This window comes from Gordonia sp. GN26, from assembly GCF_054823965.1.
Genome location: NZ_JSYC01000021.1, coordinates 1 through 22,628, shown reverse-complemented (window position 1 = coordinate 22,628; position 22,628 = coordinate 1). Strand labels below are relative to the sequence as shown.

At 68.7% G+C, this 22,628-nt stretch carries 15 protein-coding genes; 6 read left to right on the top strand and 9 right to left on the bottom strand.

Annotation, left to right across the window (positions count from 1 at the left end; all coding sequences use genetic code 11):
* Positions 1-143 precede the first annotated feature (143 nt).
* The 3 genes from OK17_RS07465 to OK17_RS07455 are packed head-to-tail and all read left to right on the top strand — an operon-like array spanning position 144 to position 5,298.
* Positions 144-1,589 (top strand): hypothetical protein, encoded by a 1,446-nt coding sequence (locus OK17_RS07465; protein ID WP_461417076.1) that lies wholly within the window; start codon positions 144-146, stop codon positions 1,587-1,589.
* Positions 1,586-2,602, top strand: coding sequence for a glutamate ABC transporter substrate-binding protein (locus tag OK17_RS07460; RefSeq protein WP_461417075.1), 1,017 nt, complete (start codon positions 1,586-1,588; stop codon positions 2,600-2,602). The genes OK17_RS07465 and OK17_RS07460 overlap by 4 nt, the downstream gene beginning before the upstream one ends.
* Positions 2,602-5,298, top strand: a complete 2,697-nt coding sequence (locus OK17_RS07455; protein WP_461417074.1) for a serine/threonine-protein kinase — start codon at positions 2,602-2,604, stop codon at positions 5,296-5,298. Before OK17_RS07460 ends, OK17_RS07455 begins: the two co-directional genes overlap by 1 nt.
* A 143-nt stretch (positions 5,299-5,441) precedes the next feature.
* Here OK17_RS07455 and OK17_RS07450 read toward each other — a convergent pair whose 3' ends face one another.
* The 5 genes from OK17_RS07450 to OK17_RS07430 all read right to left on the bottom strand — a co-directional run bounded on the left by OK17_RS07450 (position 5,442) and on the right by OK17_RS07430 (position 12,171).
* A complete protein-coding gene (locus OK17_RS07450; RefSeq protein ID WP_461417073.1) occupies positions 5,442-6,662 on the bottom strand; it encodes an acetate kinase in 1,221 nt (406 codons plus the stop codon).
* Entirely contained in the window at positions 6,659-8,839 is a 2,181-nt protein-coding gene (pta, locus tag OK17_RS07445) for a phosphate acetyltransferase (RefSeq protein WP_461417072.1), read from the bottom strand. The genes OK17_RS07450 and pta overlap by 4 nt, the downstream gene beginning before the upstream one ends.
* Before the next feature lie 16 nt (positions 8,840-8,855).
* Positions 8,856-10,466, bottom strand: coding sequence for an FAD-binding oxidoreductase (locus OK17_RS07440; RefSeq protein WP_461417071.1), 1,611 nt, complete (start codon positions 10,464-10,466; stop codon positions 8,856-8,858).
* Between the two features lie 7 nt (positions 10,467-10,473).
* Entirely contained in the window at positions 10,474-11,031 is a 558-nt protein-coding gene (locus OK17_RS07435) for a TetR/AcrR family transcriptional regulator (protein ID WP_005194755.1), read from the bottom strand.
* 84 nt (positions 11,032-11,115) lie between these two features.
* Positions 11,116-12,171, bottom strand: a complete 1,056-nt coding sequence (locus OK17_RS07430) for a DMT family transporter (protein WP_461417070.1) — start codon at positions 12,169-12,171, stop codon at positions 11,116-11,118.
* 83 nt (positions 12,172-12,254) lie between these two features.
* Between OK17_RS07430 and OK17_RS07425 the strand changes: the two genes are divergently transcribed.
* Positions 12,255-13,154 (top strand): LysR family transcriptional regulator, encoded by a 900-nt coding sequence (locus OK17_RS07425; RefSeq protein ID WP_232715607.1) that lies wholly within the window; start codon positions 12,255-12,257, stop codon positions 13,152-13,154.
* A gap of 175 nt (positions 13,155-13,329) precedes the next feature.
* Here OK17_RS07425 and fgd read toward each other — a convergent pair whose 3' ends face one another.
* Positions 13,330-14,340, bottom strand: coding sequence for a glucose-6-phosphate dehydrogenase (coenzyme-F420) (fgd, locus tag OK17_RS07420; RefSeq protein ID WP_006868839.1), 1,011 nt, complete (start codon positions 14,338-14,340; stop codon positions 13,330-13,332).
* Between the two features lie 183 nt (positions 14,341-14,523).
* Here fgd and OK17_RS07415 point away from each other — a divergent pair, with 183 nt between their 5' ends.
* A complete protein-coding gene (locus OK17_RS07415) occupies positions 14,524-16,437 on the top strand; it encodes an ABC transporter ATP-binding protein (RefSeq protein WP_232715606.1) in 1,914 nt (637 codons plus the stop codon).
* Positions 16,438-16,688: 251 nt separating this feature from the next.
* Here OK17_RS07415 and OK17_RS07410 read toward each other — a convergent pair whose 3' ends face one another.
* From OK17_RS07410 to OK17_RS07400, 3 genes are read right to left on the bottom strand one after another with little or no spacing between them, the layout of a single operon-like run.
* The gene (locus OK17_RS07410; RefSeq protein ID WP_461417069.1) at positions 16,689-16,970 is read right to left on the bottom strand and encodes a hypothetical protein; all 282 of its coding nucleotides are present in this window, start codon (positions 16,968-16,970) and stop codon (positions 16,689-16,691) included.
* A 47-nt stretch (positions 16,971-17,017) separates the two neighbouring features.
* Positions 17,018-17,473 carry a YidH family protein gene (locus OK17_RS07405; RefSeq protein ID WP_461417068.1) on the bottom strand — a complete coding sequence of 152 codons (456 nt, stop codon included), beginning with the start codon at positions 17,471-17,473 and terminating at the stop codon, positions 17,018-17,020.
* Positions 17,409-18,383: an alpha/beta hydrolase gene (locus OK17_RS07400; RefSeq protein WP_461417067.1), complete on the bottom strand. Its 975-nt coding sequence runs from the start codon at positions 18,381-18,383 to the stop codon at positions 17,409-17,411. The genes OK17_RS07405 and OK17_RS07400 overlap by 65 nt, the downstream gene beginning before the upstream one ends.
* A gap of 142 nt (positions 18,384-18,525) precedes the next feature.
* Between OK17_RS07400 and OK17_RS07395 the strand changes: the two genes are divergently transcribed.
* Positions 18,526-22,407: a Pls/PosA family non-ribosomal peptide synthetase gene (locus OK17_RS07395; protein WP_461417066.1), complete on the top strand. Its 3,882-nt coding sequence runs from the start codon at positions 18,526-18,528 to the stop codon at positions 22,405-22,407.
* Positions 22,408-22,628 lie beyond the last annotated feature (221 nt).

Sequence of the window (22,628 nt, the reverse complement as noted above, 5' to 3'; positions counted from 1 at the left end):
GCATAGGCTGAAACACGCACGACCCGGTGAGCGATGACACTGATGAGTCATTTCTTCTTTCAGGTCGCGGGAGTCGGCACGGGGACCGGCGACCGAGCGGCCGCACCGGAGACGATCCAGCGTTCGAGAAGGGGATCAGCTAGGTGACCGGCGATGCGTCCTCCGTGCGGACGGCACTCACCCGTGGCGGTCGCACGATCCGTCCCGCCCAGTCGTCGCCGCCGATCCGCCAGGTCCTCGCCGATCGTCGAGAGCTCGTCGCCACCGCACGCGAGCGTGCGCAGTCACCGTTCCAGACTCTCCGTCATTACTCGGGTACCACCCCGGGCAAGCTGATCATCATCTGCGTCATCCTCGTCCTCGGCTGCCTGACGACCGGTTGGTACGCCTCGATCGTGCTCGAGGACCGCACCCAGACACTGCAGCGTCTGATCGACCGGACCGAGCCGCTCGCCGAGGCCGCGCAGGTCCTGTACAGCTCGCTGTCGATCGCCGACGCATCCGCGAACGCCGCGTTCATCTCGGGCGGTCTGGAGACGCCGGAACTGCGGGAACGCTACTCCGACGCCCTCGCGACCGCCTCGTCGTCGTTGATCCTCGCGACCGGGACCTCGAGCGAACCCGGACCGGGGATGACCGAGAACGCGACCGAGCGGGCCCTGTCGGCGGACCTCGACACCCTGTCGACGTCGATCCCGGTCTACAGCGGTCTCATCGAGACGGCCCGCACCAACAACCGGCTGGGCAATCCGGTCGGTTCGGCTTTCCTGGGCCAGGCGTCGTCGCTCATGCAGGACAAGATCCTGCCGGCCGCCCAACGTCTCTACGAACGACGGTCGATGGCGATCGCCGACCCGCAGCATTCGCTGACCCGGCCGCCGTGGACGGTCTACATCCCGCTGTTGCTGCTGCTCACCGCCATGGTGTTGACGTCCCGGTATCTCGCGCGTAAGACGCGGCGTCGTTTCAATCTCGGGATGGTCGCCGCGATCTTCGCGCTGACTCTGGGGACGGTATGGCTGCTGGCGGCGGGACTGATGTCGGTCGCCGCCACCAGCAACGCCCGCACCGACGGCGCCGACCCGCTGCGCGAGCTGACCGCCGCGCGCATCCTGACCCAGCAGGCGAGATCGGCCGAGACCCTGTCGCTCATCCGCCGCGGCGATCAGGGCGGGCTGGAACGCACCTTCGCCGCGACGACCGCCAAGATCGCCGGCATCGTCGACGACGTCCGCGGCTCCGACGAGACCGGATCGGTGTCGGATCAGCAACTCGACGCGGTGAGTACGGCGCTGGCCGACTGGAAACGCACCGACGACGCCGTCCGCCGGTACATCCAGACCGGTGACTTCGACCGCGCCCGCCAGCTGACGGTCGGCGACGGGCTCAACAGTTCGGCGCGCGCGTACACGGCCGTCGACACCGCCCTGGTCGACGCGATCACCACCGCGCGGACGTCGTTCCGCGACGACATCAACACCGCCCAGCGCGTGCTCGGCTTCACCGGGACCGGCATTCTGCTGCTGTCGGTCGTCGCCGCGGTCGCGATCGTCGGCGGGCTCACCCCCCGAATACGGGAGTACCGATGACCCTCCCCCGACTCCGCCTTCCCGGCCCCGCCCGCTCGCGGCGGCCGCTGATCGTCGCGGTCCTCCTGCTCGTGGGCCTGGTTGCCACGGGCTGCGTCCGGTTCCCCGCCCCGGAGGCACCGCCTCCGACCGCGACCGCCGGACCGCTGGTGTTGCCCGGCGTGCAGACCGACGTACCGATCGAACCGCCGCCGAGCTCGGAGGCGTGCAACGCGACCCTCACCCTGCGGCCACCCGCCGAGATGCCCACTCCCGGTCGCATGCCGCCGAACTCGACGATGGCCGGCATCTTCGAACGCGGCCGGCTCATCGTCGGACTCGACATCGGTTCCAACCTGTTCAGCTTCCGCGACCCCATCTCCGGCGACATCCAGGGCTTCGACGTCGACATCGCCCGCGAGATCGCGGCGGCGATCTTCGGCGACCCGAACCGCGTCGAGTTCCAGGTGCTCAGTTCCGCACAGCGCATCGACGCGTTGCGCGACAAGACGGTCGACGTCGTCATCAAGACGATGAGCATCACCTGCGACCGACTCCGCGACATCTCGTTCTCGGCCCCGTATTACGTGGCGTCACAACGCATCCTGTCGTTCCGCAACTCGAACATCGTCGGACCCTCCCAGCTCGCCGACAAGCGGGTGTGCGCCGCACGCGGCACCACTTCGATCGGCCGGATGCAGTCCATCCAGCCGCGGGTGCGGATCGTCAGCACCACCACCTGGGCCGACTGCCTCGTGCTCATGCAGCAGGGCCAGGTCGACGCGGTCACCAGCGACGACGCCATCCTCGCCGGGCTCGCCGCACAGGACCCGTGGGTCCGGGTGGTCGGCCCGAGCCTCGGTGAGGAGTTCTACGGCGTGGGCATCCCGAAGGGCGAGGACGACATGATCCGCTTCGTGAACGGGGTTCTCGAACGCATCCGCGCGACCGGCCGCTGGCAGCAGATCCGCGACCGCTGGCTCACCATCCTCGACAGTGGATTCGGCGCCCCGCAGCCGTACTACCGGGACTGATGCCCATGGACTACGCCGGCGAACCATCCCAGGCAGACCCTCACGGCCCCGAGGGTCACGAGACACCCACCCCCGAGACCCCGGAGGAGGTCGGTACCCAGCGCGTCTCACTCGCCGACCTGATGGGCGAGGACGAGACCGACACCGACCGGCACACCACCGGCTCCCACACCACCGACGCCCATGCTCCCGACGCCGAGAACCCGGCCGAGAGCACGACCGACGATCATACGACCGATGTCCGTTCCCCCGAGGAGGGCACCACTGACCAGGTCGTCGAGGTCGGCACGCAGAAGGCGGATCTCGATTCCCTGATGGCCGGAGCCGACGACACCGCTGACGACGACACCACCAGGCCGCGCGCCGTGGCCGATCCCGATGTCGGGACACAGGCGGCCGCACCGGCGTTCACCGTCGGTATCGCGCCGCCGGATCGCTTCGACGGCCGGACCGACCGGGTGGTCCGCACGCGCGCGACGCCGGAACCGGATTCGGGCCCGCTCGGCCGGCGACTCGTACCACGGCGGCGCCCGCCGGTCCACGAGCGCCGTCTCGGCAGCGGTCTGGTCGAGATGCCGAAGATCACCGACATCGAACCCGAGGACGCGGTCATCGACGATCCGGTGATCGCCGAGGGCAAGCGGTTCTGCTGGCGCTGCGGCAAACCCGTCGGACGACTCGAGGGCGAAGGCGAGGGCCCGCCCACCGGCGACTGCGCCAACTGCGGTGCTCGGTACTCGTTCGTGCCGGGCCTCGCCCAGGGGACGCTGGTCGCCGACCAGTACGAGATCGCCGGCGCCATCGCCCACGGCGGACTCGGATGGATCTACCTGGCCATCGACCGCAACGTCAGTGACCGGCCCGTCGTTCTGAAAGGCCTTCTGAACTCCTCGGATTCGGAGGCCCAGCGCGTCGCGGTCGCCGAGCGGCAGTTCTTGGCGTCGGTGAACCATCCCGGCATCGTCAAGATCTACAACTTCGTCGAGCACATCAGCGACGACGGTGAGCGTTTCGGCTACATCGTCATGGAGTACATCGGCGGTCAGACGCTCAAGCAGATCACCTCGGGTGACCCGGAGAAGTCGCTGCTGTCCGTCGAACAGGGTCTCGCCTACATCCTCGAGGTGTTGCTGGCCGTCGGGTATCTCCACTCGGTGGGCCTGGTCTACAACGACGTCAAACCCGAGAACATCATGGTCGGCAGCGACGAGGTCAAGCTGATCGACCTCGGGGCGGTGTCACCGATCAACGGCTACGGACACCTCTACGGCACACCGGGTTTCCAGGCCCCGGAGATCGTGAAGACCGGACCGCAGGTCGCCACCGACATCTACAGCGTCGGACGCACCCTCGCGGTGCTGACCGTGCCGATGGAGATGCGCAACGGGCGCTACGTCGACGGCCTCCCGACCCCCGACGAGACCGCCGTCTTCCGCGACAACCCGTCGTTCTACCTTCTGCTGCAACGTGCCACGGCCCCCGATCCGGCCGACCGGTTCGCCTCGGCGGAGGAGATGAGCACCCAGGTACTCAACGTGCTGCGCGAGACGGTCGCCGTGCACACCGGTGTCCCCCGGCCCTCGCTGTCCACCGTGTTCACCCCGCAGCGCTCGACGTTCGGCACCGATCTGATGCTCGCCCCGGTCGACGGCTTCTTCGATCCCGACCAGGCCGCCTTCTACGATCCGGTCGACATCGCCACCGCACTCCCGCTGCCCCTGGTGAATCCGCTGGACCCCGCCGCGAGTCTGCTGACGTCGGCGGCCCTGTCCGACCCGCGGCAGACGCTCGACTCGATCAACACCGCACGCGCCGAGGGGTTCGCGTCGCTGTTCGGCGGCCGACCGGTGAAGAACGCCCACCCGTCGCTGGAGATCGACCTCGCCGAGGCACGTGCCCACCTGCAGCTCGACGACGTCGACACCGCCCTCGCACTGCTCCGCGATGTCCGTGAGCACCACGGTGATTCGTGGCGGGTGGAGTGGTATATGGGCATCTGCGCACTGATGAACGACGAACCCGAACTGGCCTACGAACGCTTCGACGAGGTGTTGGGTGCGATGCCGGGCGAGGTCGCTCCGAAACTCGCCGTCGCCGGTACCGCCGAACTGATCGGGCGGTGGCTCGCCGACGAGAACGGGTCGGGGAAGTCAGCCGAGAAGATCTCCCGGCTCTACGACGTTGCGCAACACCACTATCACGATCTGTGGCTCACCGATCACAGCATCGTGACCGCCGCCTTCGGACTGGCACGCCTCGCCGTGGCGGCCGGGGACTACGACGGCGCGATCCGTCCCCTCGACGAAGTGCCCGCCACCAGTAGGCATTTCAACACCGCCCGGGCAACGGCGATCATCGCCCTGGTACACGGCCGGCCCACCTCGCAGGTCACCCGCAACCAGATCGTCGAGGCCGCGCGACGACTCGAGCAGATCCCCGACACCGAACCCCGTAAGTCGCGGATGCTGCTGATCGTGCTCGGTACCGCGCTCGGCTGGATTCACGACAACCCCGAGGAAGAGGATTCGGACAAGGAACCCTCGACCCTCCTGGGGTTCCCCTTCACCGAGTACGGAATCCGCACCGGCACCGAGAGATCCCTCCGCCAGCTCGCCCGTCAGACCCGCAACAACCGCGAACACCGGTTCATGCTGGTCGATCTCGCGAACTACGTCCGGCCGAACACGCTGTTCTGACCTCGATACTCGGCCGCGGAGTCATCGCTGGTCGAATAGGCGAGGAGCTTGCGACGAGCCGTATCGAAACCAACTACTCGGCCAACGGAGTCACCCGCCGGTTGAGTAGGCGAGGAGCTTGCGACGAGCCGTATCGAAACCGACTACTCGGCCGACGAACTCTCCGCCACGAGCGCAGCCGACTGCCGGGCGATGGCGAGTTCCTCGTTCGTCGGGACCACCAGCACGTCGACGGCGCTGTCGTCTGCGGAGATCCGGCGCGCCGCCCGGTCGGCGGCGGTGTTGCGGGCGGGGTCGAGGACGATCCCGAAACGCTCCAACCCCTCGAGTGCGTCGGCCCGGACACGGGCGGAGTTCTCGCCGACGCCCGCGGTGAAGGTGATCGCGTCGAGTTTGTCGAGCGCGAAGGTGTACGCGCCGAGGTAGTGCCGCAGCCGGTGGATGTAGACGTCGTAGGCGCGGCGGGCGTCCTCGTCTCCGGCATCGACCAGTTCGGTGATGGAACGGAAGTCGTTCTCGCCGCACAGACCTCGCAGACCCGACTTCTGGTTCAGCAGCGTGTCGATCTCGTCGACGGACAGCTTGGCCACGCGGTGGAGGTGCAGCACCAGGCCGGGATCGATGTCGCCGCTACGGGTTCCCATCACCAGCCCCTCCAACGGGGTCATGCCCATACTGGTGTCGACGGGTTGTCCGCCCGAGATTGCCGACGCCGACGCGCCGTTGCCGAGATGCAGCACGATCTGGTCGAGGTCGGCGGGGTCCTTCCCGAGGAATTCGGCAACGCGGCCCGACACGTATTCGTGGCTGGTGCCGTGGAATCCGTACCGTCGGATGGCATGTTCGGTCGCCACCACGCGGTCGATGGCGTACGTCGCGGCCGCCGACGGCAAGCCGTGGAAGAAGGCAGTGTCGAACACCGCGACCGAAGGCACATCGGGGAGCAGGGTCCGGGCCGCCTCGATACCCACCAGGTTGGCCGGATTGTGCAGCGGCGCGAGGGTGGAGATCCGCTTGATCTCCGAGATCACCCAGTCGTCGACGAGGGTCGGCTCGTAGAAGGACCTGCCTCCGTGCACGACCCGGTGCCCGACCGCCGCGAGTCCGGCGTGTACGAGGTCGGTGCCGTTGTCGGCGAAGAACTGTTCGGCTCGCCGGACCGCCGTGAGATGGTCGGGCAGCGGCACCGACTCGGTGACCGTCTCCCCGTTCTGCTCGTGCGTCATCGACGACCCGGCGTCGCCGATGCGTTCGGCGATCCCGTCCGCGATCACCACTCCGGTATCAGGCTGTACAAGTTGATATTTCAGCGACGAGGAGCCGGCGTTGAAGACGAGGACCGCCCCGGCGGTGTCGGCGCTCAACGGACGTCTCCGGCGGTGGTGTCGGTATCGACCTGCTGCGCCTGGATCGCGGTGATGGCCACCGTGTTGACAATGTCGGACACCAGTGCGCCCCGGCTCAGGTCGTTGATCGGCTTGTTGAGGCCCTGCAGGACCGGCCCGATCGCGACGGCACCGGCGCTGCGCTGCACGGCCTTGTAGGTGTTGTTGCCGGTGTTGAGATCGGGGAAGATCAGCACGGTTGCCCGGCCAGCGACCTGGGAGTCGGGCATCTTGGTCGCCGCGACCGACGGTTCGACCGCCGCGTCGTACTGGATGGGCCCCTCGACGAGGAGCTCGGGTGCGCGCTCCCGGACGAGTTCGGTTGCGGTCTTGACCTTCTCGACGTCAGCGCCCGATCCGGAGGCGCCGGTGGAGTACGACAGCATCGCCACCCGCGGCTCGATGCCGAAGGCCGCCGACGTCTCGGCCGACGAGATGGCGATGTCGGCGAGTTGTTCGTCGGTGGGGTCGGGCACGATCGCGCAGTCACCATAGGCGAGAACTGTGTCGGCCAGGCACATGAAGAACACACTCGACACCGTGGAGACCCCCGGCTTGGTCTTGATGATCTCGAAGGCCGGCCGGATGGTGTGGGCGGTCGTGTGGGCCGCACCCGACACCATCCCGTCGGCGCGCCCGGTGTGCACCATCATGGTGCCGAAGTAGGAGACGTCGAGCATCTTCTCTTGTGCGCGTTCGAGATCCATGCCCTTGTGCTTGCGCAGATCGGTGTAGATCCGGGCGAACTCGTCCAGATACTCCGAGGTGGCCGGGTCGATGACGGTGGCCTCTGCGAGGTCGAGGCCGAGTTCGATCGCCCTCGCCTGCACGGCATCCGGGTCGCCGAGCAGTGTCAGATCGGCGACGCCGCGGCGGAGGAGTCTGCTCGCCGCCCGCAGGATGCGATCGTCGCCGCCCTCGGGGAGCACGATGTGTTTGCGCTGCGCACGTGCCCGGGAGATGAGGCGGTACTCGAACATCTGCGGGGTGACGACCGACGGGACGTCGACATTGAGGTTGCGCATGACGACCTCGGGATCGACGTAGGTCTCCATCAGCGACAGTGCCGCCTCGATCTTGCGCGCTGAACCCGCGTTGAGCCGGCCACGGGTGTGGGCCGCGGTTCGTGCGGTGTCGTAGGTGCCGTGTGGGCAGCTGATGATCGGCAGCGTCGGTTTGAGTCCGCTCACCAACGCCTCGATCATCGGGTGCGGTTTGAGCCCGCCGTTGAGGATGATGCCCGACAGTCGCGGGAAGCCGTGCGCCGTATTGGCATTCACGAGCGCGAGGAGGACGTCGGAGCGGTCGGCGGGGGTGATCACGACCGTGCCGTCGGTGAGGCGTTCCAGGATGTGTTCGACGGTCATGCCGCCCACCATCACCCGCAACGCCTCGTGGTCGAGCAACTCCTCGTCGCCGCTGTACATGGTGGCGCCGAGCGCCTCCTTGAGTTCGGCCATGGTGGGAGCGAACAGGATCGGCTCCTCGGGGAGGCACAGACTCGGTACTCCGATGCGGCGCAACGTCGTCCGGATCTCGTCGAGTCGGTCCGGGTCGCACCGGTTCGCCACGATCGCGATCGGGGTGGCGTGGGCGGCGCCGACCTCGGACACCAGCCCCGCGGCGAGATCGGCGATCTCGTCGGGAGACCGGTCGTTGGCCTTCAGCGCGATCACCATCGGGGCCGATAGATTGGCGGCGATGCGCGCGTTGAAGCTCAGCTCCGACGGGGTGCCGACGTCGGTGTAGTCCGAACCGACGATCACGACGCGGTCGCAGTGCGTTGCCAGCGCATGGAATCGGGCGACGATCTCGCCGATGGCGGCGTCGGGATCCTCGTGGACCTGCTCGTAGGTCACGCCCAGGCAGTCCTCGTAGGGCACGTCCACCGAGTCGTAGTCGATCAGGAGGTCGAGCAGCGGGTCCCGCCTGTCGCCGTCGGCACGGATGATCGGGCGGAAGACGCCGACCCGTCCGCCGGTCGCCGCGAGCAGCGCCAACAGGCCCAGCGCCACGACCGATTTCCCGGTCTCCCCTTCGGCCGACGCGAGGTAGATGCTGGTCGTCGACTCGTCTGCACCACCTCCCTCCCCGGCGGTTCGATCTCCAGCGGCGGGGTCGGTAACGGCAGCGTCGGTGGCCATGCGCCCCAGCATAGTGGCGCCTCGGGATTCAGATCAGGATGCCGGGATTGCAGATACCGTCGGGATCGACGGTCGCCTTCACTGCACGCAGGGCGTCGAGCGCCAGTGCGCCGATCTCGTCGTGGTAGGCGTCGCGATGGTCGCGGCCGATGGCGTGATGGTGGGTGATGCTCGCGCCGGCGGCCCGGATCGCGTCGTTCGCCGCGGTTTTCGCCGCCGCCCACTCGGCGAGCGGGTCGGTGCCGAACGGTGCGACCACGGTGAAGTACAGGGAGGCGCCAGAGGAGTAGACGTGGCTGATGTGGCACATGACCAGCGGCGGTGTGCCCGACGCGGTCAGGGTGTCGGTGATCGCCGCGGTGACCGAGGCCCGCAGCTCGTGCAGCTTCGACCAGTAGGTGACCGTCTCCAGCGTCTCCACCAGCACACCGGCGTCGAGTAGCGGGTCACGCAGGTAGGGTCCGGCGAAACGTCCTGTGCGCCAGGATTCTCCGGGTTCGGTCCCGAGTGACGTTCCACCGGCGTCGACGAGGACCTCCGACGCGGCGTCACGCCGACGGGACACCTCGCGCTCCTCCCCCTCATAACCGGTGACGACGAGGCACCCCGTCGACTCACCGCCGAGCTGTGCGGGATCGGCGAGGTTGATCGCGGTCTCGACCTCGTCGGACAGGCGGATCACGGTGGGCAGCGGGCCGTCCTGCGCGAGTCGACGGAGCGCGGTCGCACCGTCGGCGAAGGAGTCGAACCGCCAGCCGTCGAAGAGTCGGGTCGTCGGGGCGGGATGAACACGTAGGCGGACGCTGGTGATGACGCCGAAGGCGCCCTCGGAGCCGAGGATCAGCTGACGGAGGTCGGGCCCGGCCGCGGACCGGGGTGCCGTTCCGACCTCGATGGTGCCGCGCGGGGTGGCGAGCACGAGTCCTTCGACCATCTCGTCGAAGCGCCCGTAGCCCGCCGACGACTGGCCCGCCGACCGGGTCGCCGCGTAGCCGCCGATCCCGGCACCCTCGTAGGACTGCGGGAAGTGGCCGAGCGTCCAGCCCTGCTCGCGCAGAAGCGCTTCGGCGGCACTCCCCCGAAGGCCGGCCTGGAGGGTGGCGATGCGGGAGATCTCGTCGATCTCGACAAGACGATCGAGACGGCGGAGATCGAGGCTGACGACACCGGCGAACCCGGCGCGCTCGGGGGCGAGACCGCCCACGACCGAGGTCCCGCCGGTGAACGGCACGACCGTGACCTTCGCCTCGGCGCAGATCTGCAGGATTCGCACGACCTCGTCGTTATCGCCGGGATAGATCACCACGTCCGGGGCATCGGAGGCATCGCCGGCGCGCAGCCGCAACAGGTCGGGCGTCGAATAGCCCCGGGTGTGCTGGATGCGCGCGGCGTCGGAGCCGACGACGTGTTCGGCGCCGACGAGGTTCTCGAGGTCGGCGCGCACCGCCGACGGCACGGTGGGTGCGGGCGGGGTGACCGCCTCGGGCGCGACACCCCGATCCTCGGTGGCGTCGCCGGCCAACGCGGCCGCGGCGGCGGGGAGCTCGGTGACGCGGGTCGGGTCGCCCCAGCGCGGCCGGCGCATCTCGACGACCGGGATCGCGGTCTCGTCCGCGGTGGACTCCTGGTTCCCGGTCATCGTGCGATCACTCCTCGTTCTTGACTACCGCCCGTACGACGAGATCGGCGATCTGCTCGTCGGTGAGCGAACTGTCCGGGATGAGCATCAGCGAGTAGATCGTCCGCACCAGGAACTCCGCGGCCCCGCGCGGGTCCGGGACGAGCTGGTCCCGGATCGTCGGATCGAGATCGGGCAGCGTCTGGTCGACGATCTGGTGGATGAGGGTGGGACCCGACGAGTCGCTCGTCGCGACCAGCGCGCGCACGATCTCCTCGGGCTCCTTGCGCAGCACGTACTGCAGCGCCTCGTGTTCGCGGATGTAGGGCAGCACGTTCACGACCTGTGCGCGGACCTTGCCCGCGGCGTCGGGCGCCGAGGCCGACCACTCTCGCAGCTTCACCCGCAGCAGGGAGACCTCACGGTCGACGATCGCCGCAACCAGCGCATTCCGTCCACCGAACATGCGGTAGGCGGTCGCCCGGGCGACACCTGCGTGACGCGCCACGGACGTCAGACTCAACGTCTTGGCGCCGAAGCGGGAGACGAGTCCCACTCCGACATCCACCATGCGGTCACGATCCATGCGGAGAACTTATCGAATCGGGATGGGGTGTGGCCGTCCTGGTCGCCGTTGTCGAAGAAGAATCGCCACTTTGCATCGGTGGCGCTACGTGGAACTCGCGCTTCTGCCGGCGCCCCAGGGTTCCGTCTCGAGGTCCGCACCAAGCGCCTTGTCGTTCGCCGGGTGAGAGCGAGGGGCGGCGACACGTCCGCTCCGGCGGGTTCGCGGCAGCAACTGACGGGCGATCGCCACCCCGCCGATGCAGAGCACGCCGCCGATGATCCCGACGCCGGTCGGCAGTTCGTCGAGAAGCGCCCAGGACATCAGGATGACGATCGCCGGGACCACGAGGGTCGTCGCGGCCATGGCACCGGCATCGGTACGGGCGAGCGCATATGCCCAGGTGGAGAAGGCGATGGCGGTGGGCCCGACGCCGAGGTAGATCACCGCGACGATCGCGGAGGCATCGGCGTGGGCGAGTTCGGAGACTGCTGCCGGCGCGAACGGGAGCGTTGCGACGAGACCCGCGAGCGCACCGAGCCAGGTTGCGGTCAGCGCGTCGACGGAACGGAGCGCGGACTTCTGGATGAGCACGCCCGAGGCGTAGAGCACCGCAGCCGCGATCCCGAGGAGCACGCCGAGCCAGTCGGCATGTGCGTCGGCGGTGGCGGATCCGCCCGTGGCGATCAGCACGACGCCGGCGAACGCGATGGTCATGCCGATCACCAGATGCCTCGGGAACCCCTCGCCGAAGAACAGACCGGCAGCGACGGCGACGAGGATCGGCGCCAGGTTCACCAGCAGCGCCGCGGTACCGGCGTCGAGATGCTGTTCCGCCCAGTTCAGCAGGATGGTGTAACCGGCGAACCAGGCGACGCCATATGCGATGACCAGCATCAACGCGCGTCCACGCGGGAACACGGGGACCAGCGGACGGCCGTCGGCGGCGCTGCGTCGCCGCAACCGCACCACCAGCACGATGACCGTGAGCGGGACGACCGCCGCGAGTAATCGCAGGAACGCCATCGCCCCCGGCGAGAAGGAGTCACCCAGCGCCCGGATGCCCACGAACGCCGACGCCCACAGCACGACGGTGATGAGGGCGGCCAACGCCGGGAGCGAGACGCCGAGTAGAGAGGGGGACGAGGGGCGCGAGGTCATGTCAATCAGCGTCCGCCATGAAGCACTTCAGGACAAGTGAAAGTTTCTACCACTTTGTTAAGTCCGGCTGTATCGTCAATTCCATGGTCGACATCCACCGCCTCCGTGTTCTGCGCTCGGTCATCGGCGAGCGTTCCATCGGCGGAGCGGCGAATGCCCTGGGTTACACGCCATCCGCGGTGAGCCAGCACATCGCCACCCTTCAGCGCGAGACCGGACTGACCCTGGTGGAGCGTGACGGCCGTGGGATCGTCCCCACCGAGGCCGGCACCATCCTCGCCGCCGAATCCGAAGGGGTGTTCGAGGAACTCTCCCGGGTGGACGGGCTGATCTCAGAACTGCGCGATGGGCGGCTCGGGCAGATGCGCATGAACTACTTCGCCTCCGCGGGCGCCGCCTGGATCCCGCCGATCGTGGCCACGATCTCGCGCGAGTTCCCCGGCCTGCGACTCGATCTGCGGCTCATCGAGCTCGTCTCGGCGGCCACGGCCTCGCCCGATGTGGAGATCTACGTCGAGGACACCGAGCGCCCCGTTCCCGACCCCGCCGGGTTCGTCAGCCGCCCGCTGACGTCCGACCCGTATCACGCTGTGGTACCGGCCGATTCGGCGTGGGCGGCGTACGAGTCGGTGACCCTGCGGGAGCTGTCCCAGGTGCCCTGGGTCGACAACGACGTCGCGCGCGGCCCGTGCCGTCAAGCACTCCTCAGCGCGTGCACGTCCGTCGGCTTCGTCCCCGACTTCAGCATCGAGACACAGGATTACCCGACGGCGATCCGCTTCGTCGCCGCCGGGGTCGGCCTCACGGTGGTACCGCAGCTCGCCCTGACCGACCTGCCCCCGGGGGTGGTGGCGATCCCCATCGTCGACCCCACTCCGACCCGTGCGATCCGGGTGCGTGTACGCCAGAGCGCACACGACCTCCCGCCGGTGCGGCGCGTGCTCGAACTCCTCGACGCCGCGGTGCTGCAACCGATCTCGTAGGCTTCGACAAGCTCAGCCGGCGGGGACGCGCTCAGCCGTTCGCGCGTGACGTTCCCCCTGCCGCGGGCCCAATTCCCTCGCGCTTATTGGCTGGCACCCGCGGGAGGTAGTCCTGCCCGCGCGAAGGAAACACCCCAGCGCGAACACGACGACGCCCCCGCCAAGGGCAGGGGAACTAGCCGAGCTTGCGCAGGCGCGGTTCCAGGTCGCGCTGGAAGTTCTCCAGGAAGCGACGCTGATCGTGACCCGGGGCGTGGAAGACGAGGTGGTTGAGTCCGGCGTCGGTGTAGAACTTGACCTTTTCGACAGCCTCGTCGGGGTCAGAGGCCACGATCCAGCGCTTGGCGACCTGCTCGATGGGCAGTTCGTCGGCGAGGCGTTCCATCTCGGTGGAGCTGTTGACGCTGTGCTTCTGCTCGGGGGTCAGCGACAGCGGCGCCCAGAAGCGCGTGTTCTCCAGCGCCAGTTCGGGATCCGGATCGTAGGAGATCTTGATCTCGATCATCTTGTCGATGGCGTCGAAGTCGCGTTCGGCCTTCTCCGCACCTTCCTTCACCGCAGGCAACAGCTTCTCGGTGTAGAGCTCGGCCCCCTTGCCCGAAGTACAGATGAAGCCGTCGCCGGAGCGTCCGGCGTAGCGGGCGACGACCGGACCGCCGGCGGCGACATACACCGGGATCGGTTGTTCCGGAACGTCATACATGTAGGCGCCCTGCGTGTGGTAGTACTCGCCGTCGAAGTTGACCTCTTCGCCGGTCCACAGTTCGCGCATGAGCTTGATCGACTCGCGCAGGCGGGCGAAGCGCTCCTTGAACTCGGGCCACTCGCCCTGGAATCCGGTGGCGTACTCGTTGAGGGCCTCGCCGGTACCGACACCGAGCATGATCCGGCCCGGGTACATGCAGCCCATGGACGCGAAGGCCTGGGCGATGACGGCCGGGTTGTAGCGGAAGGTCGGGGTCATGACCGACGTGCCGATCTGGACGCGCTTGGTGCGCTCACCGACGGCCGCCATCCACGCGAGCGAGAAGGGAGCGTGGCCGCCGTTGTGCCGCCACGGCTGGAAGTGGTCGCTCACCGCGACGGAGTCCAGCCCGTGCTCTTCGGCTGCGACCGCGATCTCCACCAGCTCGCGCGGATCGAACTGCTCCGCCGACGCCTTGAAACCGAGCTTGAGTTCTGCCATGAGCCTCGCCCCTAACCGTCGGCCGTGCCGACCTTTCCCCGGTCGATCCGCTGATCGTGATCGCCGCTGTGACCTCAGTTACCAACCTAGAGCATCGATGAGAGTGCCGGTCGTCCCGTCCGATCCGGGCATCCCGCCGCACGATTGGACCTCAAGTGAACTTTAAGTTCTACCCTGGGCGACATGAGTATGGAGTCGGTCGCCTGGGACATGATGTACAAGTCGTCGACCTCGCCGGACGGTAAGCGGTTACGGGGAGATCGACGCGCGACGCTGCGGCGCATCGGCGGGTTCGCGAGCCCGCACCGACGGCGGATCGTACTGTTCCTGGTGCTGTCGGTCTTCACCGCGGTCCTGACCGTGGTGACCCCGCTCCTCGCCGGGCGCGTCGTGAACCTCATCACCGACAACGGCGCCGAGTCGATGATCGTCGGGCTGGCGGTGGCGATCGCACTGATCGCGGTGGCCGAGGCCGCGGCCGGCATCGGTGTCCGCTGGTTGTCGTCGAACATCGGTGAGGGTCTCATCCTCGATCTCCGGCGCGCGGTCTTCGACCATGTCCAGCGCATGCCCGTCGCCTTCTTCACCCGGACCCGGACCGGAGCGCTGGTGAGCCGGCTCAACAACGACGTGATCGGTGCGCAGCGCGCCTTCAGCGACACCCTGTCCGGTGTGGTGTCGAACTTCGTGACGCTCACCCTGACGCTCGGCGTGATGATCTACATCAGTTGGCAGATCACGATTCTCGCTCTGGTACTGCTCCCGGTGTTCGTGATCCCGGCGCGTCGGATGGGAGGCCGGATGGCCGCCCTGTCGCGGGAGGCGGCCGAGCACAACGCCCGCATGTCGACGCAGATGACCGAACGGTTCTCCGCACCCGGCGCCACCCTGGTGAAGCTGTTCGGACGGCCCGACCTGGAATCCCGCGAGTTCGCCGACCGCGCAGATCGTGTGCGCGACATCGGTGTCCGGCGAGCCATGTTGCAGGCCTACTTCTTCACCGCCCTGACCCTGGTGTCGGCGCTCGCGCTCGCACTGGTCTACGGTCTCGGCGGATGGCTTGCGGTGCACGAACATCTGTCGGCGGGCGCGGTCGTGTCCCTCGCGCTGTTGCTGACCCGGATGTACGCACCGCTCACCGCCCTGGCGAACGCCCGGGTCGAGATCATGAGCGCGCTGGTCAGTTTCGAGCGCGTCTTCGAGGTCCTCGACCTGACCCCGCTGATCGTCGACGCCCCCGATGCCCGCCCGGTCCCCGGCACCGAGAGCGGCCGGCCGGTACCGGTGTCGGTGCGCTTCGACGACGTCTCCTTCGCCTACCCGTCGGCCGACAAGGTCTCGCTCGCATCCCTGGAAGAGGTTGCCCAGCTGGACAATCGGGCCGGGCAGACGGTTCTGCACCATGTGGATCTCGATGTCCCGGCGGGCAGCATGGTGGCCCTCGTCGGCAGTTCGGGTGCCGGCAAGTCGACCATCGCCAGTCTCGCCACGAGGTTGTACGACGTGGACGAGGGCTCGGTCCAGCTCGCCGGCGTCGACATCCGGGACCTGCAGATCGCGTCCGTGCATCGCACCGTCGGACTGGTCACGCAGGACGGACACCTCTTCCACGACACCATCCGCGCCAATCTCGTTCTCGCACGGCCCGACACCTCCGACGAGGAGATCTGGGACGCGCTGCGTCGAGCACGCCTCGAGGAACTGGTGAAGTCGTTACCCGACGGACTCGACACGATCGTCGGCGAACGCGGCTACCGTCTCTCCGGCGGTGAGCGGCAACGGATGACCATCGCGCGTCTGCTGCTCGCACAGCCGTCGGTGGTGATCCTCGACGAAGCGACCGCACATCTGGATTCGACCTCGGAGGCCGCGGTTCAGGAAGCATTGGGTGAGGCCCTCGAGGGCCGCACCTCGATCGTCATCGCGCACCGCCTGTCGACGATCCGCGCCGCCGACCAGATCGTGGTGCTCGAAGCGGGTCGCGTCGTCGAACGCGGTGATCATCCGACGCTCCTCGCGCGCAACGGTCGCTACGCCGAGCTCTACCGCACCCAGTTCGCCGACGACGGGGACGAGGACGACCCACTCACGGCGTAGTCGCGCGGCGACCCGACCACCGCTGCCCGATCGAGTGCAGCGACCCAACCACCGCTCCCCGACTGAGAGCAGCGACCCGACCACCGCTGCCCGATCGAGAGCAGCGACCCGACCACCGCTGCCTGAGGTGTGAGGAGCGCAAGCGACGAGCCACGAAGGCCTGGCGAGATGACGTCGCCGGCCCTTCGTGGCTCGCTTCGCTCGCACCTAGGGAGCAGTGGTGGCGCCCCCGCGCACCTCAGGGAGCTGGGCTACTGCTCGTCTTCGAGATCGTCGAAGGTGTCGATCAGCGGGCGGCGGGGCTTCTTCGGATCGTTGACGCGCTCGCTCAGGCGGCGGCGGATCTGCATGGCGATCAGCACGATGTTGACCACGATGACGGCGATACCGACGGCCACCCAGAACCAGCGGCCGTCCTGCCACCAGCCGACGGTAAGCCAGCCGATGCAGACGATGAGGATGGCCGCACCGATGCTGGTCATCGTCGTCGACAGTGTCTGCGCGCCGCGGGAGAAGTCGGGGCCGGTACTCACGGGAACTCCTGGATAGAACGGTTGCTGGCGATCAGTTCTGGACTCGATCACGCCTGGATCACGACGACGACCGCGATCAGGATGGCCACCACCACTATCGCAGTGACGACGAACAGGACCTGGGCCGGGCCCGGCATCTGCCCACCGCGTTGGAGCACGCGCAGTGTGCGACGCCAGCGCCACGCACCGATCACCGCGAGGGAGCAGCCCAGGGCGACGAGGACGAGCCCCAGCACCAGTTCGAGGACCGGGTTGTCGATGTCCGGGGCCAGGTAGACGATCGCCATCCCGGCGGCCATGAACCCGAGGGCGGTGCGCACCCATGCGAGCAGCGTGCGCTCGGCGGCGAGGGTGAAGCGCGCGTCGACCGCGCCGGGCGGGGCGGCAGATGGTGCGGCGGGCGGCGGCGCACCCTTGCCGGGTCCGGCGCCTGCTCCGTCAGCCGGCCCGTTGGTCCTCTCGGTCGTCAGCGCTCTTGCCCTCTCGTATCGCCTGCTTCGCAAATGCCGCGGTCACCTGGATCGCGTGAATGGTCTCCGGATGGTGCGAGGTCAGCACCGGGAACGCGTGTACCTGCCAAGCGTAGCTGTGGGCGAGGGCCTCGATGCCGGCCTCGTCGAGGGTCTCGATAAGGCCGATGACGTCCGGTTCGAGCATCTCCCCCTCGGCGGTGACCATGACCGTCGGCGGGAACTCGACCGGGTCGAGGTCGGCGATGCGGCGTACCCCGGTCAGCGGTACGGGACCGCGATCGAACTGGGGCGCCAGCTTGGCCATCTTCGACTTCGGCAGGTAGGCGTCGGAGCGGCTGGACCGGTCCGGGTTGGTACCCAGGTCGACGTCGAGCAGCGGGGAGAAGCCGATGAGTGCGGCCGGAGCGGGGAGTCCGCGTTCGACGGCGGCCTCGACGACCTTCGCGGCCAGGAATCCGCCCGCGGAGTCGCCGGCGACGATGACCCGCCGGTAGTGGCGTTCGTTGATGAGCTCGGCATAGGCGTCGACGGCGTCGGCCACCGACGCGCCCACGCCAGCCTGCGGGAGCTGCCGGTACTCGAGCGAGAAGACCGGGACCTCGCAGGCCTTGGCCAGTCGCGCGGCGATGGAACGGTGTGTACCCAGACCGCACACCACGAAGGCCCCACCGTGGAGGTACAGCATCGCCGTGTCGCTGTCGCGGCGCGAGGGGCCGGCCGGGATGGCCAGTTCGGTGGATCGCCCGGCGAGTGTCAGCTGCTCGCGCACCACACCGCGGGGCTTGGGTCCCACGGCGACGACGCGATCGATGAGGAACAGTCCGGCCATGCCCGCCTTGTTGATCGGCCACAGCGTGAGCAGTGGCTTCAGGAACACGCGCGAGCCGAACCAGATGGGATACGACAGGAGGCTCGGCCGCCGGTGGTGAACGATGGGCATGGGATTCCTCCTGGTCTCAGCCGAAGCTACACCCCGGCACCCCCCGTATAACCGGTAAACGCCGAGCAAAACATTCACCAAGCCGCCCCCTGCCGGCCACCGGGGTCCGCTATATTCTCGAACTCGTGACAAGACGGTGGCCGTGACGCAGGAGCAGATACCCCCGCAGTTCCTGCTGTCCGCGCAGGCAGACGATCCGCGCACCCTCTGCGAGGTCCTCACCGCGACCGCCCGGGCGCACCCCGACGCTCCCGCGATAGACGACGGCGACGTCACCCTCACCTACGGCCAGCTGCTGGCCCTGATCCGACGCACCGTCGCGCGTTTCGCCGAGGTCGGCGTCGGCCACGGCAGCCGCGTCGGCATCCGGATGCCCTCCGGCTCGCGTGATCTCTATGTCGCGATCCTCGCCACCCTCTACGCCGGCGCCGCCTATGTCCCGGTCGACGCCGACGACCCCGAGGAGCGTGCCGAACTCGTCTTCGGCGAGGCCGGGGTGGATGCCATCGTCGACGCCGACGGCCCTCGCCCGACGAAACCCGCCACCGGGACCGCCACGGCACCGGCACGGCCGACCCCCGACGACGACGCGTGGATCATCTTCACCTCGGGCTCCACGGGGACACCGAAGGGCGTGGCGGTCACCCACCGTAACGCGGCGGCATTCGTCGACGCCGAGGCGCACATGTTCCTGCCCGACGAACCGATCGGGCCCGGTGACCGTGTCCTGGCCGGCCTCTCGGTGGCCTTCGACGCCTCGTGCGAGGAGATGTGGCTCGCCTGGCGCAACGGCGCCTGCCTCGTCCCGGCACCCCGTTCGCTGGTGCGCAGCGGCATGGACCTGGGCCCGTGGCTGGTGGCCCGCGACATCACCGTCGTCTCGACCGTGCCGACCTTGGCCTCTCTGTGGCCGCCGGAGGCCCTGGAAGCGGTGCGCCTGTTGATCTTCGGCGGCGAGGCCTGCCCACCCGAACTCGCCGACCGCCTGGCGGTGCCCGGTCGCGAGGTCTGGAACACCTACGGCCCCACCGAGGCGACGGTCGTCGCATGTGCCGCCCTTCTCGGCGGACCCGGTCCAGTGCGCATCGGATTGCCCTTGCGCGGTTGGGATCTCGCGGTCGTCGACGCGGACGGCAACCCCGTCGCCGAGGGCGAGGTCGGCGAGCTGGTCATCGGCGGGGTCGGGCTGGCCCGCTATCTCGACCCGGTCAAGGACGCCGAGAAGTATGCGCCGATGCCCACGCTGGGATGGGAACGCGCCTACCGCAGTGGCGATCTCGTGCGCCTCGATCCCGCAGGGCTGGCCTTCATGGGTCGCGCCGACGACCAGGTGAAGGTCGGCGGTCGGCGCATCGAACTCGGTGAGATCGACAACGCCCTGCAGAATCTGCCCGGCGTGAGCGGAGCTGCTGCCGCGGTGCGCAGGTCCGCGGCGGGCAACAGCCTGCTCGTCGGTTATCTCGTCTCCGCCGACCCCGACTTCGACGTCTCGGCAGCGCACGCCGAACTCACCCGCCACCTGCCCGCCGCGATGGTCCCGACCCTCGCTCTCGTCGACGAACTGCCCACGCGCACTTCGGGAAAGGTTGATCGTGATGCGCTGCTCTGGCCCCTGCCGGGCAGCAGCAGACCAGTGGATGACGACGTCGAACTCAGCGAGACCGAGCTGTGGCTGGCCCAGTTGTGGACCGATGTGCTCGGCATCCGGATCACCCATCCCGACGTGGACTTCTTCGCCGAAGGCGGTGGTTCACTCGCGGCCGCGCAACTGGTGACCGCGATCCGCGGACGCCACCCCGACATCTCCGTCGCCGATCTCTACGACCATCCCCGACTGGGGTCGATGGCGGAGATGCTCGACGCGCGCCGCCCGGCGACCAGCATCGTCGAACGCGATGTGGCACCCACGCCACGAGCGACGGGTCTCGCCCAACTCGCGCTGACCGTTCCGCTGACGACCCTGACCGGTCTGCAGTGGGTGACCTGGCTCGGAGTGCTGAACAACCTGGGTGTCGTCGTGGCCGAACGGTTGGATCGTTCGGTCCCGTGGCTGGTCGAGGTGAACTGGTGGGTCCTGCTCGTCGCCTTCTTGATCTTCATCACCCCGCCCGGCCGGATGTGCATGGCCGCGTTGGGTTCCCGGCTGCTCCTCTCGGGCGTCGCGCCGGGTGAGTACCCGCGCGGCGGCAGCGTGCACGTGCGTCTGTGGGTGGCCGAACGACTCCTCGACGCGAGCGGCGCGGCAAACCTGTCCGGTGCGCCGTGGATGATCTACCTCGCCCGGGCGCTCGGGGCCCGGATCGGCCGCGACGTCGACCTGCACACGATTCCTCCGGTCACCGGACTGCTGACGGTCGGCGAGGGCGCGTCGGTGGAACCGGAGGTCGACCTCGCCGGCTGGTGGATCGACGGCGACGTCGTGCACATCGGGGAGATCGCGATCAAGCGCGGGGCGTCCATCGGTGCGCGGTCGACACTCATGCCGGGCGCGGTCGTCGGACGCGACGCCGTCGTCGCACCAGGTTCGGCGGTGTTCGGCCGGGTGAAGGCGCGCCAGCACTGGGCCGGCTCACCCGCGATCAAAGTCGGCAAGGCCGCGCACCCGTGGCCCGACCACCGGCCGCCGCGCGCGCGGGCCTGGGTACCGGTCTACGGGCTGTCGTCGCTGGTGCTGGCCGCGATCCCCCTGGTCTCGCTGGCCGCGGGCCTCGCCGTCCTCGGCCTGTGGGCGCTGTCGGCAGATCGGTTGCGCGACGTCGCGATCCGCGCCGTGATCCTCCTGCCGGCGGCGACCCTCACCAGCTTGGTCGTCTTCGCCGCGATCACCGCCGTGCTGGTGCGACTGGCATCGCTGGGCCTGAGCACCGGCTACCACCCGGTGCGGTCGCGGGTCGGCTGGCAGGTCTGGTTGACCGAACGCCTCCTCGACGCCGCGCGCACCTACCTCTTCCCGCTCTACGCGAGCCTGCTGACGCCGATCTGGTTCCGCGTACTGGGCGCCAAGGTCGGAAAGGGCACCGAGATCTCGACCGCACTGGTGCTGCCGCGGTTCACCACCATCGGCGACGGCGCCTTCCTGGCCGACGACACGATGGTCGCGTCATACGAGCTCGGCGGCGGCTGGTTGCACATCGACGAGGCGAAGATCGGCAAGCGCTCGTTCCTCGGCAACTCGGGGATGACCGGCCCGGGCCGGAAAGTGCCCAAGAACGGCCTGGTGGCCGTGCTGTCGGCGACCCCGAATCGGGCCAAGTCGGGGTCGAGCTGGCTGGGCAGTCCCCCGGTCCGCCTGCGCCGCACCGCCACCGAGACCGACACCTCGCGCACCTTCGATCCGCCGACGAAGCTCAAAATCGCGCGTTCGGTCATCGAGACCCTGCGCCTCATCCCGGTGATGGTGTCGTTCGGACTCGGCGTCGGCATGCTGATCGCGCTGCAGTCTGTGGCCGTCCACGTGCATTACGGCGTCGCCGCGCTGGTCAGCGGACTGCTGCTGCTCGGGGTCGGCGCCGTCGCCTGCGGCATCGCAGCCGCCGCGAAATGGCTTGTCGTCGGCCGCATCACCGTCAGCGAGCACCCGCTGTGGAGCTCTTTCGTCTGGCGCAACGAACTGTCCGACGCCTTCGTCGAGACCGTGGCCGCGCCGTGGTTCGCCAACGCCGCCACCGGGACACCGATCCTCAATCTGTGGCTGCGCCTGCTCGGCGCCCGGATCGGACGAGGCGTCTGGTGTGAGACCTACTGGCTACCCGAGGCCGATCTGGTCAGCCTCGGCGACGGCGCGACCGTCCAGCGCGGTTGCGTCGTCCAGACCCATCTCTTCCACGACCGTGTGATGGCCATCGACCGCGTCACCCTCGACGCCGGCGCGACGCTCGGCCCGCACTGCGTCGCCCTCCCGGCGTCGGGGCTGGGCGAATCGGCAACCGTCGGACCAGCTTCGCTGGTCATGCGCGGAGACGTCGTGCCCGCGCACACCCGCTGGCAGGGCAATCCCATCGCCCCCTGGCCGGCGGCGAAGTAGTCAATCGGGGAACGAGCGCACGACCCGCGCTCACTGAGCCGCGCCCGCGGCCCCTACTGACGTGCGCGCCCGCGGCCCCTGCTCTTCGAAATGCGAGCGCGGCCCCTGCTCCCTGAGGTGCGCGCACGCCGCTCTGCTCCCTGAGGTGCGCGCACGCGGCCCCCGCTCCCTGAGGTGCGCGCACGCGGCCCCTGCTCCCTGAGGTGCGAGCGAAGCGAGCC